This window comes from Rhodococcus sp. C26F (genome assembly GCF_053345925.1).
Genome location: NZ_JBKFBA010000001.1, coordinates 87,591 through 106,591, shown reverse-complemented (window position 1 = coordinate 106,591; position 19,001 = coordinate 87,591). Strand labels below are relative to the sequence as shown.

The 19,001-nt window shown below is 68.7% G+C and carries 14 protein-coding genes; 7 read left to right on the top strand and 7 right to left on the bottom strand.

All coding sequences use genetic code 11. The features are described 5' to 3' along the window. The first annotated feature begins 123 nt into the window (after window positions 1–123). Complete coding sequence (locus ACLBYD_RS00415; protein ID WP_447814981.1) at window positions 124–1,503, top strand: phenylacetate--CoA ligase family protein; 1,380 nt, start codon at window positions 124–126, stop codon at window positions 1,501–1,503. A gap of 92 nt (window positions 1,504–1,595) precedes the next feature. Continuing rightward, the gene (locus ACLBYD_RS00410; RefSeq protein ID WP_447814980.1) at window positions 1,596–2,918 is read left to right on the top strand and encodes a putative glycoside hydrolase; all 1,323 of its coding nucleotides are present in this window, start codon (window positions 1,596–1,598) and stop codon (window positions 2,916–2,918) included. A gap of 16 nt (window positions 2,919–2,934) precedes the next feature. Here the strand turns inward: ACLBYD_RS00410 and ACLBYD_RS00405 are convergent, their stop codons facing one another. From ACLBYD_RS00405 to ACLBYD_RS00390, 4 genes are read right to left on the bottom strand one after another with little or no spacing between them, the layout of a single operon-like run. Further along, a complete protein-coding gene (locus tag ACLBYD_RS00405; protein ID WP_447814979.1) occupies window positions 2,935–5,241 on the bottom strand; it encodes a glycosyltransferase in 2,307 nt (768 codons plus the stop codon). After that, a complete protein-coding gene (locus ACLBYD_RS00400; RefSeq protein WP_447814978.1) occupies window positions 5,220–6,305 on the bottom strand; it encodes a glycosyltransferase family 4 protein in 1,086 nt (361 codons plus the stop codon). Before ACLBYD_RS00400 ends, ACLBYD_RS00405 begins: the two co-directional genes overlap by 22 nt. Beyond that, complete coding sequence (locus ACLBYD_RS00395) at window positions 6,302–7,807, bottom strand: O-antigen ligase family protein (RefSeq protein WP_447814977.1); 1,506 nt, start codon at window positions 7,805–7,807, stop codon at window positions 6,302–6,304. The genes ACLBYD_RS00400 and ACLBYD_RS00395 overlap by 4 nt, the downstream gene beginning before the upstream one ends. Further along, window positions 7,804–9,315, bottom strand: coding sequence for a hypothetical protein (locus ACLBYD_RS00390; RefSeq protein ID WP_447814976.1), 1,512 nt, complete (start codon window positions 9,313–9,315; stop codon window positions 7,804–7,806). The genes ACLBYD_RS00395 and ACLBYD_RS00390 overlap by 4 nt, the downstream gene beginning before the upstream one ends. A gap of 208 nt (window positions 9,316–9,523) precedes the next feature. Here ACLBYD_RS00390 and ACLBYD_RS00385 point away from each other — a divergent pair, with 208 nt between their 5' ends. The 4 genes from ACLBYD_RS00385 to ACLBYD_RS00370 are packed head-to-tail and all read left to right on the top strand — an operon-like array spanning window position 9,524 to window position 15,147. Beyond that, the gene (locus ACLBYD_RS00385) at window positions 9,524–10,915 is read left to right on the top strand and encodes a polysaccharide pyruvyl transferase family protein (RefSeq protein ID WP_447814975.1); all 1,392 of its coding nucleotides are present in this window, start codon (window positions 9,524–9,526) and stop codon (window positions 10,913–10,915) included. Between the two features lie 47 nt (window positions 10,916–10,962). Further along, window positions 10,963–12,531, top strand: a complete 1,569-nt coding sequence (locus ACLBYD_RS00380; RefSeq protein ID WP_447814974.1) for an oligosaccharide flippase family protein — start codon at window positions 10,963–10,965, stop codon at window positions 12,529–12,531. Then, window positions 12,518–13,798 carry a GNAT family N-acetyltransferase gene (locus ACLBYD_RS00375; protein ID WP_447814972.1) on the top strand — a complete coding sequence of 427 codons (1,281 nt, stop codon included), beginning with the start codon at window positions 12,518–12,520 and terminating at the stop codon, window positions 13,796–13,798. The genes ACLBYD_RS00380 and ACLBYD_RS00375 overlap by 14 nt, the downstream gene beginning before the upstream one ends. Before the next feature lie 2 nt (window positions 13,799–13,800). After that, a complete protein-coding gene (locus ACLBYD_RS00370) occupies window positions 13,801–15,147 on the top strand; it encodes a glutamate-1-semialdehyde 2,1-aminomutase (RefSeq protein ID WP_447814971.1) in 1,347 nt (448 codons plus the stop codon). Window positions 15,148–15,150: 3 nt separating this feature from the next. On the opposite strand, the gene ACLBYD_RS00365 is transcribed toward ACLBYD_RS00370, so the two are convergent. After that, the gene (locus ACLBYD_RS00365) at window positions 15,151–15,651 is read right to left on the bottom strand and encodes a PaaI family thioesterase (RefSeq protein WP_006553428.1); all 501 of its coding nucleotides are present in this window, start codon (window positions 15,649–15,651) and stop codon (window positions 15,151–15,153) included. 92 nt (window positions 15,652–15,743) lie between these two features. On the opposite strand from ACLBYD_RS00365, the gene ACLBYD_RS00360 reads away from it, so the two are divergent. Further along, window positions 15,744–16,946 carry an MFS transporter gene (locus tag ACLBYD_RS00360; protein ID WP_447814969.1) on the top strand — a complete coding sequence of 401 codons (1,203 nt, stop codon included), beginning with the start codon at window positions 15,744–15,746 and terminating at the stop codon, window positions 16,944–16,946. A 14-nt stretch (window positions 16,947–16,960) separates the two neighbouring features. On the opposite strand, the gene ACLBYD_RS00355 is transcribed toward ACLBYD_RS00360, so the two are convergent. Then, on the bottom strand, window positions 16,961–18,544 hold the full coding sequence (locus tag ACLBYD_RS00355; RefSeq protein ID WP_447814968.1) for a Rieske 2Fe-2S domain-containing protein: 1,584 nt from the start codon (window positions 18,542–18,544) through the stop codon (window positions 16,961–16,963). 52 nt (window positions 18,545–18,596) lie between these two features. After that, window positions 18,597–18,980, bottom strand: a complete 384-nt coding sequence (locus tag ACLBYD_RS00350; RefSeq protein WP_447814967.1) for a hypothetical protein — start codon at window positions 18,978–18,980, stop codon at window positions 18,597–18,599. Window positions 18,981–19,001: the final 21 nt, after the last annotated feature.

Here is a 19,001-nt window from a genome sequence, read left to right as displayed (position 1 = left end):
GTGATCGACAGGGGATCGGCACGGTGCGGATCCCCACCGTAGCAAAATCAAAGTCTGTAGATTGCCGCTTAATCAGACTACAGGTATGTTTAGCGCGAGCGCATCCGAACCGAAGGTGGGCCCATGGCACCTCCGAAGAAACTCGTCGCCGTCCAGCACCGCGTGCGGCGTATGCATCCACTCGCCGCCCCGATGACCCGTGAACTCCGCAGGATCGCAGCAGCGGACCCCGACGAGATCCGCGCCTTCCAGGAAGGTCGGCTCCGTGCGATGACGCGATGGGCGGCCGTCGCCTCGCCGTTCTACCGGCAGTGGTTCCGCCGCGAGAAGGTGGACCCGCGTGAGATCCGCACCCTCGACGACCTGCGGCGCCTGCCCGTCCTCCGCCGCAACGACCTGATGGACCGTCCCGAGACGTTCCGGGCCTATCCCGCGCGCGCGATGTGGGAGGCCCATTCGAGCGGGACGTCGGGCCGGGCCGTCACCGTCTACCGGACCCCGGGCTCGTCGGTCTACGAGATGCGGGTGCTCGAGCGGCAGTGGAGTTGGTTCGGCCTGCCGCGTGCCCCTCGCCGGGTGACGCTGGGCGGCAGCGACTTCGCGGCCGACCGCCCCGGAAACCCGACCGAGATCGTCCCCGGCGCACGACAGCTGCTGGTGTCGAGTTACCGACTCACCCCCGACGATCTGCCCACGATCGTGTGGGACATCCGCAGGTTCGGTCCCGACGCGATCGACGGCTGGCCGTCGAGCATCTGTCTGCTCGCGGAACTGCTGTACGAGCAGGGGGAGCGGCTCCCGGTCCGCGCCGTCCTGACGTCCTCCGAGACGATGCGCTCCGCCCAGCGCGCCCTGATCCGCGAGGTCTTCCGAGGCCCGATCGTCGATCACTACGGTCAGACGGAGCGCGTCGCGATGGCGGGCACGTGCGAGGCGGGCACGATGCACATCTTCCCCGACTACGGCATCGTCGAACTCGAACCCGTCCCCGGTGTCCCGGACAGATGGGAGATCATCGGAACACCCTTGCACAACTGGGGTTTCCCGATCTTCCGTTACCGGACCGGCGATCTGGTCGGACCGGCACCGGCAGACGGGTGCGCGTGCGGCCGGGCGTTCCCCACCCTCGGAGCGCTCGACGGTCGGGTCGAGGACGCGTTCACCACCGCGGACGGCAGGCCGCTTCCGTTGCCGTCCACCGTGATCGACGACGTCACCGGTGTCCGCGAAGCGCAGATCGCGCAACTCGCACCCGGGCGGTTCGAGATCCGGATGGTTCCGGGCGTGGGCTTCGACGCCGAGCGTGTCGAGCAACAGTACAGACGCAATGTCGAGCGGTTGTTCGGCCCGGGACAGGAACTCCGCGTGGTGACCCTGGATGCCGTGCCGCGCACCGCCTCCGGAAAACTCAAGACGGCCGTGGTGGAGGGCGGGGGAGACCGTGCCGTTCCGGCGGCCGTGGCCGAGGCCTTCGCCGGCTACCGCCTGGGTCCGGGAGAGTGAGGCGTCATCCCGTGTACAGGAGAACGGGACGCCCCCGCCGATCCGGAGGATCCCGGCACCGCTACCGATCCGGAGGATCGAAGGGCCGTACGGTGTCCCGCATCCTGCTCGTCGCGCTGGTGACGACGTCGTCGCTGTCCTGCGTGGCGCCCACCGCGCGTGACACCACCGCGGATGCGGCGTCGACAGCGATGTCCCTGCCGGGTATGCCCGCGACCGGTGAGCCGACCTTCCCGAGAACCGCCACCTACTATCTCGACCAGGATCGTCTCCCTCCGATGGAGGAGCTCGCCCGATACGATCTCGTGGTTCTCGATCACGAATGGGCGCATCGTGTTCCGGAGTCGTACTTCGACGGGCTCCGGTCGCGGAATCCGCGTGTCCGTCTGCTCGCGTACATGAACCTCGTCGACCTTCCGGGAGCGCTGGGGTCGCCGGGATACTGGGCCGATCGGTACGCCCTGTGGCAGTTCGACGGCCCGAACAGCAGCGCCTTCCCGGAGGAATGGCTCGCCACCACGGCATCGGGGGAGCCGGTCAGCGAATGGCCCCGGACGACGATGACCAACCTCACCGACGTGGCGCCGCGGGTCGACGGCAGGATCTATGCGGAGTACGCCGCGGAGTGGATCGCCGATCAGGTCTGGTCGACCGGGATCTGGGACGGTGTCCTCCTCGACGTCTGGGGGGATCGGATCTACTCGGCCGACGCGGATGCGTGGGACATCGACGGCGACGGTGTGGACGAACCGGATTCACAGATCTACGGCCCCGACGGGCCGTGGGCGCGGGGACTCACCGTGGCGGAGCGGATCATGCGGGAGCGCATGCCCGACGCGATCATCGTCGCGAACGGCGATCGCAGCCCGGTAGACGGCCTGCTCGACGGGCGGGCCTGGGAGAGCTTCGCGGATCCGATGGTCGAGCGCGATCCGGGCATGGACCTCGACCGCTATCTCGAGACGAGTGCCGGCGGGGGACACCGATCACCGGGAGTGTGGATGACGATCGACCGCCTGGGGACGGGCCGGAGTGTGGCCGACACCTATCGACGAGCGCGCTTCTTTCTCACGGCCACGCTCCTGGGAGACGGTTACTGGGCGCCGATGCTCCTGCACTACGGCAGTACCGCCTACTACGACGAGATGGACGGGGCGGGACTCGGCCCCGGTTATCTGGGCTTGCCCGTCTCCGAGGTCGGCCTGCAGGGCGACGCGGGACGGACCGTGCTCCGCCGGGACTTCGAGAACGGGATCGTCCTCGTGAACAGCGGGGACAATGCCGAACACGTGTACCTCGAGCGCCCCTACCGTCACCTGCAGGGGACGCAGGACCCGAGCGTCAACGACGGCAGCGTCACCGACGAGGTGGTGCTCGAACCGCTGGACGGCCTCATCCTCCTGCGGACGGACTGACCGGTCGATCGGCCCGTCAGTTCGACCTGCCCGTCAGTTCGGTGAGCAGGGCCTCGAACGACCGTGCGGTCCGGGAGATCCGGTACTCGCGTTCCGCGCGTTCGCGGCCGTTCGCGCCGAGGCGGCGGGCGAGTGACCGGTCGGCGGCCAGCACGCGCAGTCGTTCCGCGAGTGCCGCGGCGTCTCCGACCGGGACGAGGAAGCCGTCGGTCCCGTCGGTGACCATGTCGGGCAGGCAGCCGCATTCGGTGGCCACCACCGGAAGACCGGCGGCCATGGCCTCGATGACCGTGATGGGTGCACCTTCGTGGACGGACGACAGCGCCGACACGTCCAGTCCCGGCAGCAGTGCCCGGACGTCGCGGCGCACACCCGTGAACACGGTCCGGCCGGAGATACCGAGATCGCCGGCGAGCGAGCGTAGTTCGGATTCTCTCTCGCCGCCACCGATGACCAGCAGTTGCAGCTCGGGACGGGTGCGTGCGGCGATCCGCACCGCCTCGAACAGCACCTGGTGTGCCTTCTGATGGCTCAACCGCGCGACGATACCGACGGCGAACGCGTCGGGGGACAGCCCGAGCGCTGCGCGGGCCCGGTCGCGGTCCTCCTCGGTGGGTGGGTCACCGATGTCGATCCCGTTGGTGATGACCACCTCTCGTGTGCGCGACCACGGCCGGCGGGCGACTCCCTCCTCGCGGCGCAGATAGTCGCCCTGGCGCGGTCCCAGCAGCACGAGGGCGTCGGAGAGGAAGAGGGTGGACACCGCCCACCGGGGAAGACACCGTTTGCCGATGCTCGTCAGATCCATGTCGTGTGCGGCAACGAGATTCGTGGGTGTCCCGGCGATTCTCGCCGCCGGCCTGCCGAGCGCCAGAGCGGCGTGGTGGTGGTGTGTCACGAGCACGGCGTCGGTGCGGTCGGTACGCAGCATGCGCACGAGCCGCGTCAACCGGCGCGGGTCGTAGCGGCCGGATCGGGGGACGACCTCCACCTCGAATCCCGCGCGCCGATATTCCTCGGCGAGCGGGCCGGCTTCGCGCAGGCACACCAGACGGGGGCGCACGACCGACGGATCGAGATGCCGGAACACCTCGAGCATGAGGACCTCGACGCCCCCGACGAACGTCTGGTCCAGCACGAGCGTGAGGCGGACGGGATCCGTCCGATCGGCTCGCTCCGTCGGCCGTGCGGGTCGCACGATTCCGGACCGTGCGGCTTCCACGAGGGCGGTCTGGGCGCCCTCGACACTTCGGTGGAGTGTGAACTCCGATTCCACGCGTTCCCGCGCGGCCCGCCCCATCTTGCGGGCGAGTTCGGGATCGTCGAGCAGTTCGAGCATCCCGTCGGCGAGTGCTCGTTCGTCGCGGGCCGGGACGAGCCGGCCGGTGACCCCGTCGACCAGCATCTCGGGGACACCGCCGACAGCCGTGCACACCGCGGGACGGCCGGATGCCATGGCTTCGAGCAGAGCCATGGGGAAGCACTCGATGCTGTACGACGACAGGACGACGAGATCCAGGGCGCGGAGGATGCGGGGGATGTCGCCGCGTGCACCGGTGAAGACGACGTTCGCGCGCAGGCCGGCGGCGTCGGCGATCGCTTCGAGGTCCTCGCGGCACGGCCCGTCGCCGATGACGAGGAAGCGGGTGTCGGGCCGCACGTCGGCGACCCGCCGTGCGGCGCGGAGGAAGCAGGCGTGGTCCTTCTCCGGACGCAGTGCCGCCACGATTCCGACGGTGGGAGCATCCGCGGGCACACCGAGCTCGGGCAGCACGCTGCGATCGTCGGTGGTGTCGTACAGCGACGGATCGACCCCGTTGTGCACGACGGTGATCTTCACCGGTGGGTAGCCGAGGTCGTCGGTCATGAATGCGCGCTGGGCCTCGGCCACACCGAAATAGGAATCGGTGATCGGATCGAGGCACCGGTCGATCAGTCGCCGGAGCGGGCCGCGAGGTTCGGGATCGCCGCAGTGGTGAACCCACACCACGACGTGCGGAACCCGGGCGAGGAAGGCCGCAGCCCGTCCCAGCGTCTCGGCGTTGTATCCCCGCGTGATCACGATGTCGGGACGGAACCGGCGCATCTCCCGCACCAGATCGACCAGGGCACGCACCATCTGTCGTTTTGTCCTGCGCAGCGCCGTTGCGGGAATCGACGAGTCGACCAGGTCGGAGAACAGCGCGCCGGGTTCTCCGATGCAGACGGCGCACGAGGTGAAGCGCTGGGGGTCGAGTCGGGGGAGCAGGGTGGTGACGTGCCGTTCGGCGCCGCCCACACCGAGATCCGGCACGACGTACATCAGTCGCAGCGGACGGGACATCTGCCGACCTCTCTGTAGAGGGCGTCGAAACGCCGTGACACGACGTCGACGTCGAATTCCGTACACACCCGGCGCCAGGCGCCGGCACCGAGACGGGCCCGCTCCGCGTCGTCGGTGACGACCTTCCGGAGGGCGGCGGCGAGGGCGTCGGGATCGTCGGGTGGGACGAGGATTCCCGAATCGGCGTCGACGAGATCGGGTATCCCGCCGACCGGACTGGCCACCACACACAACCCTGCCGCCATGGCTTCGAGGATCGCCATCGGCTGACCTTCGTTCCGGGACGGGAGCACGAGGATGCGGCTGTCCCGGAGCAGTCCGGAAACCTTTTCCGGCGCCGTCCATCCCGCGATGGTGACGGTGTTGTCGATGCCGAGTTCGGCGACCTGTTGTGCGGCCGCGTCCACGGCACCGTCGCCCGCGATCGTCAGGTGCGCGCCGGAGATCGCTCCTTCGTGCGCGAGTCGCGCCCATGCCTCGAGCAGGACGAAGGTGCCCTTGCGTTCACCGACCTCACCGAGGAAGAGCACGTTCACCGGTCGCCCGTCCGGCAGTTGGGAGACGGGCGTCCGGGGCCGGACGGCATTGGGCACGACTACGATCCGGGCGCGGGGCGCTATCTCCTGCAGGCGGCACGCCCACCTCTCCCCGAGCGCGACCACCGCATCGGCCTCGGTGAGGGTCGCGCGGATGACGGCCCGTGCGGGTTTGGGGCACAGGGAGTAGAAGCGGTGGAACTCGGCGCCGTGGACGTGGAGGATCACCGGGATGCGGGCGGCGCGTGCGATCCACGCCAGCGTGGCCTTCCGGACGAAGCTCCCGTACGAGGCGGTGTGGAGGTGCACGACGTCGGGTCGCCTCCGGATCACCGTGTAGGTGAACGAGACCAGCCCGACGGCGAAGGCGACGATCCGGAGAGGGATCGAACCGTTGCGATGGGTGCCGATGTGTTCGATGTGCCAGTCGCTCCACAGATCGGTGCCCTGCATCGTGCGGACGAACGAGGCGACACCGCCTCGGGTCGATGTGCTGGTGGAGACCCACAGCACCCGTGGGGCATTCATGACGAGACCTCCTCCGGGGATCTCTCGGCGTCCCGCTTCCGCGGGACGAACCGGTCGGACCATCCGATCGCCACACCGGCGATGAGCAGTGCCATCGCGTTGGTGACATCGAAATTGCGGAGTTCGGCGGTGAACCCGGTGACGAGCAGGCACAGCACGGCGAGGACGGCCGCGATCGCGAGCGGTTGCTCGGTGAGCCGGCCCGGTGGCAACCTGCGGTAGGCGCGGACGAGTTGGACGACGAGCAGCACGAGCACCGTGATCCACAACAGACCACCGACGATGCCGAGTTCGGCGAAGATCCCCAGTTCCGTGAAGTGGGCGTCGATACCGAATCCGCCTTCCCACGGGATGCTCGGTCCCCACGCCCGGTGGAAGAAGGTGTTGACGGACACGAATCGCGCGACACCCCATCCGGTGAGCGGTTCCTCGCGGATCGCCCAGAAGGCCGTCGCCATCGCGTTGAGCCGGTCGTGGATCTCGCTCGTCGAGCCCACCCCACCGGCCTTCCGGTCGGCGCTGGTGAAGGTCGACCAGTTCATCGCGACCGCGATCACCATCGCCGTGGCCGTCAGGGCGAAGGCGCGACGGAAGCCGCGGGCACACAGCAGGCCGACGAGGACGACGATCCCGAACGCCAGCCACACCGCGCGTGTGTAGGTGAGGAAGACGCCGTAGGCGCACGCTACGGAGATCACGGCGGCGAGTCGCCGGAGCCAGACGGGTTCGGATCTCTGCGAGGCCAGGACGACCGTGACGATGAAACCGAAGATGAGGATCGTCCCGTTGCCGACGGGCTGATTGGTGACACCCACCGCGCGGCCCGGCCAGTGCTCGTTCTCGAGCATGTAGCGCGGCCACACCAGAGCGGTCGGACCTTTGAGCTGGAAGATGCTCATCATCGCCGAGAACGCCGCGATGCCGGTGACGGTCCAGAGCATGCCCCGCACCGCACGCTCCCGGTCGAAACTCAGGCGGCCCATGACGAAGACGGCGAACGGGATGACCGTGCCGATGATGATGAAGCGGGACACCGAGGTGGGCTGACTCGTCAGGGGAACCACCGCGGGGAAGCGGTGCGAGGCGAACATCGACCAGAAGTTCCACAGGACGAACAGGCCCATGAAGATCTCGAGCATGCCCAGCTGCCGGATGCGATCGGGGCGCACGGTGATCCAGAGTCCGAACGAACCCAGCGCGACCGCGAAGAGGAAGACGAACAGATCCACGGGCAGCATGGGGATCTCGGGTGTGGGGAGCCGGAAGAACATCGCGACGATCAGCACGAGCACCGCGGTGGCCGGGTGGTAGACCGCCGCGGCGACGACGGCCAGTCCCACCACCCCGGGCAGGATCAGCGCGAGCAGTTCGCCCGGGAGGACGAATGCGGCCAGGGCCGCGGCGACGAGCAGGCCCGCGGCAGTGGCGGCCGTGAGCGCCGCGCGTCCGAACCGGGCTCCCGACGATCGGATGCCCGGCCGGACGGCTCCTGCGGTGGTCATGGTGTTGCACCCGGCTTGCCGGACAGCAGTGTCGCGGCGTCCTGGTCGGGATGGTGGCCGTTGGACGAGATCGCCGTCGTGTCGGGGCCGAGGCTGTCGATCCGTTCGTAGCGCACCGTGGCGAGGGACTCGCCCCGCTTGTCGCGGCGGAAGAGACGGCGGACGAGCGAGCGCCCGGTGCGGGGGTCGACGAGGACCGCGCCGAGCAGTTCGGCGTCGGCGAGCAGTTCGACGGCCTCGCGGGTGGGACCGACCCGTCCCGAGCGCCGATCCAGAACGAGCACGGTCCGGTCGCTCACGACGCACGCGGAGTGGGCGAAGGGATCCTCGGTGAGCGGCGGGACCTCGACGATCACGAGGTCGGCATCGGCTCGGAGCCGTCGCAGGAGGTGGGTGAACCGTTCGCGGTTGAGCGGGACGTCCGGGCCGTCGAGCAGATTCCGGACGAGTGCCGTGCGTACCGTGACGGCGTCGTCGGCGGCGGTGCGTTCCTGCACCGTGACGGTGTGCAGGTCGGCGTGGAGCAGGACGACGCGCTCGCCCTCACCGGCCCAGAACTCGGCGATCGCCCGTGCCACCTGGCCGGTCGCCGGTGTGCGGGTCGGCGAGGCGACGGCCAGGGTCCCCGGCCGCGGTACCTGGCGGTGTCCGGCGCGGGTCGCGAGGCGGACGAAACCGAGATGTCGCGCGCGGCCCTTGCGCCGGCTTCCCCCGCGGGGGATCTCGACGAGCGGATTCACTCCCGTCCTCGTGTGCACGTCGTGGGAGGTGCCGAGGGTGGGGGAGAACAGGGAGGCGAGCACTGCGGCGACGGAGCCGAGGACGAGGCCGCCGAGGAGTCCGACCAGCACGTTGCGGGACATGCTCGGTTCCGACATCGCGATGCCGGCGTCGGGCTGCAGGATCTGGAGCTGGTTGGTCGAGTCGCCCTGCAACTGCTGGATCAGCGTCTCGAGTTCGATGATGCGCTGGGTGGTGTAGGCGGGATCCGCACCTTCGGTGAGCAGTCTGCGCCGCTCCTCCAGCTGGCTGCGGAGTGCGTCGAGGGAGGCGTCCTTCTCGGCCCGCCGCACCGCGTCGACGTCCCACCGGAAGTTCGTGGCCAGGGCCAGGGCGGCGTCCTTGGCCCCCACATCGGTACCGGCGGTGGCCTCGACGAAGATCATCGAGCTCGCGGCGGCGGTGCGTGCCTCGAAGGTCGTGCCCGGCGGGAGGTCGGTCGAATCCCGCAGTCGCGCTTGGTAGGCGGGATCGTTGAACAGGTCGATGTAGCCCCGCACCATGACGGCGTCCTCCTCGGGGACACGCCCCGGCGAGGAGACGATCAGCACCGTCCGGCCGGTGTAGCTCGGCTCGGCGGTGTAGGTGCTCACGGCCGACGCGATCACGGCTCCGAGCGTGATGAGAAGGACGAGGGGCCAGAAGTGGCGGATGCGCTGAAATTGGATCCCGACGGTCGTCGCCGTGTCGAGCGTATCGGCGTCGGTCGTGGTGTTCGTGTGTGTCATGGGGTACCCCAGGTCCTCGGGAGACGACGCTTCAAAACAATCTCTAAGTCTCTTTTTACACGATAGAGCAGAGTTCTAGTTTGTTAAATCCCGAGTTTGGTGGATTATAGATTCGAACCGTACCCATGAGCTTGATTCTGAGTATGCTTCGCTACACCGCACCGCCGGGGACTCCCGGACCCTCTCTCATCGAGGATCGGATCATCGGATGATCGACAATCATTTCGGACTGCACTCGGACGAACCGGCAACGCGACCGGTTCGCATTCTCATCGAGAGCAGCGAGTACTGGCTTCGCAACAACGGCGACCTGGCGATGCTCGAGGTCACGATCACGCGCCTGCGTCGCAGATGGCCCGACGCGCAGATCGGCGTGCTCACCGACGTCCCGCTCCTGCTCCGCGCCTACCACCCGACGGCGAAGGGGATCACCGTCCTCTCGACCGACCCCTGGGCCGAGCCGACGGTCGCGGAGGACTTCTTCGCCGCACTCGGACCGCGCATCGTCGGCCCTGTCGCGCTCGGCATGGTCCGCTTCCGGGTGTGGTTCCCGCAGAAGGCACGCGGACTGCGCCGGCGGCTCGAGCGGCTCGTCCGCACGCGGCTCCCGTCCGAACAGTCCGTGGAGGCGCCGATCTCCGCGAGTGAGGCGGCCGCTCGCCGACCGGTGCATCCGGGCAGTGCGGCCGCCGTCGAGAAGGCATCCCTCCTGCTCGTGCTCGGCGGTGGCTACATCACCGATTCCGATGCCGCCCAGGCGCACCGTGTCTTCACCCTGATCGAGCACGCCTGCGACCACGGCGTTCCCGTCGCCATGGTCGGCCAGGGCCTCGGACCGCTCGACGACCCCCTGCTGCAGAAACGCGCGGCCGAGGTGATGCCGCGCGTCGACTTCGTCTCCCTGCGGGAGAACCTCCGCGGCCCGGCCATCCTCGAACGGGCCGGCGTGCCGGACGACCGGATCCTCGTCACCGGTGACGACGCGATCGAACTCGCCTACACCGAATGTGACACCGGCCCCGGAACCGACATCGGGGTGTGCCTGCGTCTCGCCGCCTACGCGCCCGTCTCGGAGATCGCCCGCGACACCGTCCGCAGGGTCGTGCAGGCCGTGGCCACCGAGTACTCCTCGACGCTGGTGCCGTTGATCATCGCGGAATACCGTTCCCAGGATCGTCGTTCGACGCTGCCCATCGTGCGCGGAGCGGACTCGGTGGCCGAGCCGCCACCCCGGTACACCTCGCCGGGACAGCTCGTCGAGCAGGTGTCGAGGTGCCGCGTCCTCGTGACCGGCGCCTACCATCTCGCGGTGTTCGCGCTCTCGCGGGGAATTCCCGTGGTCGCCCTGTCGTCGACCCGCTACTACGACGACAAGTTCCGCGGCCTCGAGGACATGTTCGGTGGTGGTCTCACCCTGCTGCACCTCGACGATCCCGCGCTCGGAAGCAAGCTCGCGGATGCGATGCGCACCTCCTGGCAGCAGGCGGACGAGGTCCGCGGTCGTTTGCGTGCCCGTGCCCGGGAGCAGATCCGTCTGGGACACGTGGCCTTCGAACACGTCTTCGCGCTCGCCGAACGAGCGCGGGTCGAGAACCACTGAGACCACTGGGATCACCGAACAGTGCAGGCCGGAAGGATGTCGCCGGAGTGAGCAGCACGACCCCCGAAGAGACGGACCCCGCGGGCCGGACGGTGGAGACCGGCCCGCCCGGGCGGTCCCTGATGTCCTCGATCGGACGGGTGGCCGGCGCGTCGACCGTCGCGTTGCTGTTCTGCGAACTGGTCTCGCTCGCCCAGACCGTCGCCCTCGCACGCCTGCTCACCCCGGCCGAGATCGGAATCTTCGTCGCGGGAACGGTTCTCACGACCTTCTTCGGGACGTTCGTCGAAGGCGGACTCCGGTCGGGGCTCATCCAGCGTGACACCGACGTCGCCGACGCGGCCGAGACCGTCTTCCGGGTGACCCTGCTGGCCGGGATCGTCATGAGCATCGGCGCGCTCGCGGCCGCGCCCGTGATCGGGGCGATCTTCGACAGCACCACCGCGGGCCTCGTCGCCGCCGCAACCTCCGGCGTGCTGCTGGTGTACTCGGTCGCCAACGTGCCGGAAGCCATGTTGCAACGCGAGTTCAGCGTCAAGAGGCGGTTGATCGTCGGGCCCGCCGTCGCCGTCAGCTACGCGACGGTCGCGGTGTCGACGGCGGCCCTCGGATGGGGCGTGTGGAGCATGGTGGCCGGCACCTACGTCTCGTACATCACCCTGGTGGTCTCCGTATGGGCGATCACCAGCTGGCGGCCGGGTCGCGGCCGCGCCTCGTTCGCCCTCTGGCGCGAACTCGCCCGCTACGGAGCACCTCTCGTGCTCGGAATGATCGGCTCGCGGGTGCAGGCGGCGACGGAGGCGGTGGTGGTCGGCCGAGGGCTCAGCGCCTCCGACCTCGGCTTCTTCCGGTACGGCCAGCGGATCGCCCGGATCCCGGCGATGGCGATCATCGAGATCGGGTCGGTCGCACTGTTTCCCGCCTTCTCACGGATCGCCAAGGACCCCGACAGGCTCGTCTCGGCCTATCTGCGCGCCCTGCAGTGGGCGACCATCGGAGCCGCCGCGTGTTCCGGACTGATGATCGCCGCCGGCACACCCGCCGTCGTCGTCGTGCTGGGGGAGCCGTGGCGTGGAGCCGGACCGGTGGTCGTCGCCCTGGCCGGTCTCAGCCTCGGCAAGGCGTTCATCTGCGTGAGCGAGGAGATCATCAAGGGATGCGGCCGGACGGGCCTGCTGAACTGGTACACGCTCACCGAGGTCGGTGTGGGTCTGGCGCTCCTGCTCGTGTTCGTCGGATTCTTCGGCCTCGTCGGAGCAGCACTGTCCGTGTCGATCACGGCCATCGTCGTGGGGATCGTCGTCATGGCCCTCGCCAGGAGATGCATCCCGGTGTCGCTCTCGCAGCTCGCCGGCGCGATCCTTCCCCCGCTGCCCGCCGCGGCAGTCGCGACGGTGGTGCTCTGGTTGTTCGAACACCATCTCGCGCACAGCGATACGCACCCCACCCTCGTCGCCGTCGCCTTGCTGGCACTCGACGCACTCGTCTTCGCAGCCGCCTATCTTCTGGCGCTCGGCGTGTTCGCGAGATCCGCCACGACCGACCTGGTCGGCACGGTCCGCCGACTTGTCGCAACCGCCGTCAGGACGAGGAGGGATACCCGTGTCGATTCCTAGAACCCATCCCGAGAAACACGGCTCCGCCGAACTCGCCGCGGTCGCGCGGTCCGGGGAGGTGGTCCGGCTCCGGCCCCCGCGGTTCTCGGACCATCGGGAGTGGCGCCGGATCCGGCTGCGCGACCGGGCCATCATCGAACCGTTCTGGGCGACCAGTCCGCTGTCCTGGGAGGCGCGGCACACCCAGGACGAATGGGTGCAGGAGTGCCTGCACCTGCGATCCTGCCGCCGGTCGCGCGGCTTCGTGATCGAGGTCGACGGGCGTTTCGCCGGACAGGTCAACCTGTTCGGCATCGATCACGTGAGCCGCTCCGCGGAGCTGGGTATCTGGATGGATTCGGCGGTGGGTGGTCGGGTCATCGGGCACCTGGCGATATCGATCCTGATGGACCACGCGTTCACCGCCCTGGGACTGTACCGGCTCACCGCGCCGATCTGTGTCGACAACCTCCCGGCCGCCCGCGGCGCGGACCGGCTCGGATTCGTCCGGGAGGCGACGATGAAGAAGTCCTTCGCGGCAGGGGGCCGTCGCAAGGACCACATCCTGTTCGCCATGACGGCCGATCGGGTGCCCGGCGAGGGACTGACCGCGCAGTGGTCCGATCCCTCGGTTCCCGTCGTCCTGCCGGTGTGCTCGGTCGACCGGCGCATCTCACCGAGAAGTCTCGCGACCGGCTGTCGGTACGTGCTCGGTACCGCGAAACGGCTGGCTCCCGGACGAGCAGCGCTGCAAGCGGCACCCGCCCACGTCGGTGGGCTGATCCTGCGACCGGTCCACGCCCTGTCTCCTCCTCTGTTGCGGCGACACCGCCGGGAGGAGGACACCGTCCTGGAAGGGATGTGGCAACCGAGTTCACCGCTGGCGGGCTGGTCGGGGCACGCCTTCGGATACCGCGTGGAGAAGGACGGCCGGCACCTCGGCACGGTCGGTTTCGAACCGATCGATCTCGTCCGGCACGACGCCACACTGCGTGTGGACGCGACCGGCGACGACAGTCACCGGGCGCTCCTGCAGGCAGCGGGATGGCTGCTCGACCGGGCATTCGGGGTGCTGAACATCGAGCGGGTGCAGACCGGGGTCGATTCCTGCAACGCGGTGGCAGCCGGTTTCGCGAAGGCGCTCGGGCTCACCCTCGAAGGACGGATGCGAGGCATCACCACACGCGACGACCGGCTGCGCGATCTCGACCTGTGGGCCAAGGTCGCGGACGGCAGCGCCGACAGCGAGACACACAGACTCGATCACGCAACCCCCGCGGGAGAATGACGATGACCGAATCCGTCGACCTATCAGCAAAATTCGACAGGTCCACCCACCTCCAGCGGCGCCTCCACGAACTCGTGCCCGGAGGTGCCCACACCTACGCCCGCGGCCCGGACCAGTATCCCGAACACATGACGCCGATACTCACCCACGGGGACGGCGCACACGTGTGGGACGTAGACGGCAACCGCTACGTCGAATACGGGATGGGACTGCGGTCGGTGACGCTGGGACACGGCTACCGCCCGGTCGTCGAGGCCGTCACCGAAGCCGTGCGGAGGGGGACGAATTTCAGCCGTCCCACCCTCCTCGAAGTCGAGGCGGCCGAGGACTTCCTGTCGCTCGTGCCCGGCGCCGACATGGTCAAGTTCGCCAAGAACGGATCCGACGCCACCACCGCGGCGGTCCGTCTCGCGCGCGCCGTCACCGGGCGCGATCACATCGCCGTCTGCGACCACCCCTTCTTCTCCGTCGACGACTGGTTCATCGGCACCACGCCGATGAGTGCGGGCATCCCGGAGAGTTCGCGATCACTCACGTTGCGCTTCCGCTACAACGACCTCGCATCGCTCGACGCTGCCCTCACGTCGCATCCGGTGGCGTGCGTCGTCCTCGAAGCGGCCACTGCCACAGCAGAACCCGCACCCGGATTCCTCGAAGGAGTGCGCCGGCTGTGCGATCGCCACGGTGCGCTCATGGTGCTCGACGAGATGATCACCGGTTTCCGCTGGTCGGAGCACGGGGCGCAGTCGGTCTACGGCGTGCGGCCCGACCTGTCGTGCTGGGGCAAGGCGATGGGGAACGGATTCCCCATCTCCGCGCTCGCCGGTCGCCGCGAGTACATGGAACTCGGCGGACTCGGGACCGACGCCGAACGGGTCTTCCTGCTCTCGACCACCCACGGACCGGAAGCGGCGTCGCTCGCGGCCTTCCGCGCAGTGGTACGCGCGTACGGGACCGAGCGGCCGATCGAACGGATGGAGGCCGCCGGAACGCGCCTGGCCAGCGCGGTGAACGCGCTCTCGGCGGAGATGGGACTCGACGAATACGTCCGGGTCGAGGGCAGACCGTCCTGCCTGGTGTTCTCGACGCGAGGACCCGACGGGACGCCCTCGCAGGAGTACCGGACGCTGTTCCTCGCCGAACTGCTCGACCGCGGGGTCCTGGGCCAGTCGTTCGTCGTGTCGGCGGCCCACACCGACGACGACATCGACCTCACCGTCGCCGCGGTGGAAGCGGCGCTCGTGGTGTACCGGAAGGCGATCGACGCCGGGAGCGTCCGGGGTCTCCTGCGCGGACGTCCGGTGGCACCTGCCCTCCGCCGCTTCGCTGCCCCGCGCCGACTGCCGTAGAGGTCAGCGCAGAATCAGGCAGGTGGTCGAACCCGTCGCGAGCAGGCGGCCCTCGGAGTCGCGGGCCTCGCCGCGCGCCGTCGCCGTGCGACGTCCGGTGTGCTCGCAGAAGCCCTGCACACGGATGACGCCCTTGCCGGTCTGCACCGGACGCACGTAGCGGACCTGCAGGTCGAGGGTCGTGTACCCGACCCCGGCCTCGAGGGTGCTCGACACGCAGAAGCCCATCGCGGTGTCGAAGAGGGTGGCGAGCACGCCGCCGTGGATGCTGCCCACCGCGTTGGCGTGGAACTCCTGCGGCTCGAGGGTGACCTCGGCGAAGCCCTCGCCGGCATCGGTGACGGTGAAGCCGAGCGTGCGGGAGGTGGGGTGGTGCGGGATCGTCCCGTCCATCAGCCCGCGCAGGAAGTCGAGTCCGTGCATGTCGCGGTTGGCCGCCGACGTCGGTGCCGGGTCCTCCCACGTGTAGGTACGCTGCCGCTGCTGTTGCTCGTCCGTGCTCACGATGACCGACCGTATCCCACCTCCGGAGGGGTGACATGTGGAGCCGGGCGTGCCATTCTCGTTGCATGCGCCGTCGATGTTGATCCGATCCGGTGACCTCGCTGTCCGCGCGGGTGGTCGCGTACGCGTCCGTCCGTGAGTTCGTGCCGCTCTACGGCCTGTACGCGTTGCTGTTCGAGGATCACGGTCTCGACACCCGTTCCATCTCCTCGCTGTTCGTCCTGTGGTCGGTGGTCGCCTTCGTCTCCGAGGTGCCGTCGGGTGCGTGGGCCGACACTGTCTCCCGTCGCGGTCTGCTGTTCGGCAGCGGAGCCCTGCTCACGGCAGCGTTCACGATGTGGCTGGTGTGGCCCGGTTACTGGGGATTCGCGCTCGGTTTCGTCCTGTGGGGCATCAGCGAGTCGATGAAATCCGGCACCTTCGAGGCCCTCGTGTACGACGAACTCGCCGCGCGCGGGTGCGAACACCGGTACGCGGCGATCATGGGATACGCCAACGCGGGTGAGATGACGTGTGTCTTCGTCGCGATCCTCACGGCGGCACCGCTGTTCGAACTCGGCGGCTACGCGCTCGTGGGCTGGGTGTCGGTCGCGATCACCGTCGTCGACATCGCGCTCGTGGGAACGCTTCCTGCCGCACCGAAGGTGGAGGAGGCCGACGAGATCGCCGGCAACGGCGACACCGTCCTCGTCCGCTACATGTCGTCGCTGCAGGCCGGCACGTCCGAGATCCGCACCGACCGGGCGGTGCGACGATCGGTCGTCCTCGCGGCCGCCCTGCTCGCCTGCCTCGCCTTCGACGAGTACTTCGCTCTCCTCGCACGCGAATCGGGAGCGGAGACCGGATTCGTGCCGGTGCTGGTCGCGTTGACGGCCGTCGGACAGGTGGTCGGTGCCGCGACCGCCGGACGGACGGCGACGATGAGCGGCCGCACCATGGGTGCCGTCGTGATCGTCGGATCGGCACTGATCGCCGGTGGTGCACTCGCCGGGGGGATCGCCGGATTCACGGCGATCGGTGTGGGCTACGGCGCGCTGCACAACACGGCGATCGTCGCCGAGGCGCGCCTGCAGGACACGATGTCCGGTCGTGCCCGGGCGACCGTCTCGTCCGTCGTCGGCCTGACGAGCGAGGTGCTGTCGGTGGCGGTCTTCGCCGCCTACGCGCTCGGCTCGCTGTGGTTGCCGATGGCGGTGCTGGTCGCGGTGACGGTGCTCCCGCTGGTCGGGCTGGGCGTGGTCGCGCCGAGGCTGCTGCCCGCGGCGCGACCCGCCGGGACCGAACGGGAGCGGTGACTACCGGATGCGGATCACAGCTTGGTGCTGCGCAGTTCGTGACCCTTCGAGGTCTTGCAGCGGCCCGATTCGAGATCCCACTGCCAGCCGTGCAGGTTGCAGGTCAGCGTGGTGCCGTCGACGACACCGAACTTCGACAGATCCGCCTTCAGGTGCGGGCAGCGACGCTGGATCTCGTAGCCGCCCAACTCGATCGACGCCGAGTCGTCGTGCGCCTCGGCGAACCAGCCGTCGGCGTACGCGATGCGCTCGTCGGTCAAGCACTTGAAGAAGGTGTAGAGAAACTCGTTGTATCCGCCGATGCGCCAGGCCGTGAACCGGGTGGACAGGAAGATCGTGTTGACCCAGTCGGGCTCGTCGTCGCGCAGAACCGTGCGCACGAGCTCGGGGGCGATGCGGAAACCGTAGCGGTACTTGCCTTCTCCCTCGATGGGTTCGCGCACGACGCGCTTGGGGAAGTCGAGCACCACGGTCTCGTCGCCCATCACCAGACCCACCGGGTAGCCGATGCCGTCGCAGATGAGATCGGACTGCGCCATGATCGGCTCGAACTTCGCCTTGAGCGCGGGCAGCAGCGGCTCGCCCTCGGCGGGAGCCCAGGTCGCCTTCTGCGCCGCGATCACCGGAGCGAAGCGCTGCGCCATGTCCTCGATGTAGGCGGCCTTGTTCGTGAAGATCGCCTCGACCTGCTCGTCGGGGATCGGGTGCGTGAGCGTCATGTGCTCGCTGCCCTTCAGATCCACCACCGAACCCGGGATCATGAGCAGACCGCCCTCGCGGCCGTGGATGCGCAGCTGCTCGAGGAAGACCTGCTGGTCGGGGAAGATGTTGCCCTCGTCGCCGTGGTCGTCGTTGAGGGTGCGCAGGTCGTCGTCGAGGAAGACCGGCGGGCCGGCCGACGGCACGATCCACGTCGCGTCGACCTGGTCGATGTAGCTGCGGCAACGGTCCATGCCGCGCTGGCGCTTCTGCTTGCCGAAGTTGGCCTTGGTCTTCTTCGGGATGTCGTAGACCATCGGGTACCAGATGGCGCCCGAGTACTGCAGCAGGTGGATGTCGATCTTCCCGAACGCCTCGTGCATGACGTCCATGTCGATCGGCCGCGCGTCGTTCATGTTGAACACGGTCGACTCACCGTCGGAGACGATCAGACCCGAGTCGCCGATCGGTCCGTCGGCCGGCGCGCGCAACGCGATGATCATGATGTCGAGATCACCCGGCGAGAGCGGAGCCTGCGGAGCGACCTCGATAGTGCCGTGCCGCAGCCGGTGCTTGACCGAGTCGGTGGTCTCGAAGAACTTCGAGAAGCCGAGCTTCTCGAGCTCACGACGCAGGTCCGGCACCGGATAGTCGGGCAGCAGGACGGTCGCGTCCTTGTTGACGTGCTTGCTCAGCGTGTCGGGATCGAAGTGATCCTTGTGCAGATGCGAGACGTACAGGTAGTCGACGTTGCCGAGAGCGTCCCAGTCGAGACCGGTGTTGTCCGGGAAGGGCACCCACGAGGCGAAGTACGCGGGCGTGACCCACGGATCGCACAGGATGGACCCCGCTTCGGTCTGGATGTGGAAACCGGCGTGTCCGACGCTGGTGATCTGCACTTCGTACCCTCCTGACGTGCTGACCGACGCCTACCAGGGTAGGCGCCGCCCGTCAGTCCACTGCGCCCAGGCAGTACCCGTCGCTCCCCGTCGTGAGCAGGACCACCAGGTCACGGGGCGTGCCGGCCTCCACGATCGGAATCGTCACATTCGTGTACACCTCCGAGATCGGGGTGACGGAGGCGGCCGCGGCGTCGAAGGATTCGAGGTCACCGAGGACGTCGGGATCGGTGGCCAGCGGCGGCACTCCCGGGTTCCCGGTGCCCCAGGGATCCCACGTGCCCCGCGCCTCGCACACCAGTGGGTACCGCTCCTCGGTGTCGTCCGGATCCACCGGCGACGGTGAGGACCACGGCGACGGCGAGGCCGGCGAATGCGAGTACGTCGGGCTTTCGGGCGAGGGTGCGCACAGCAGTGGCCTTTCGACGATGATCACGGTCGTTCCTCCACCGGGCCC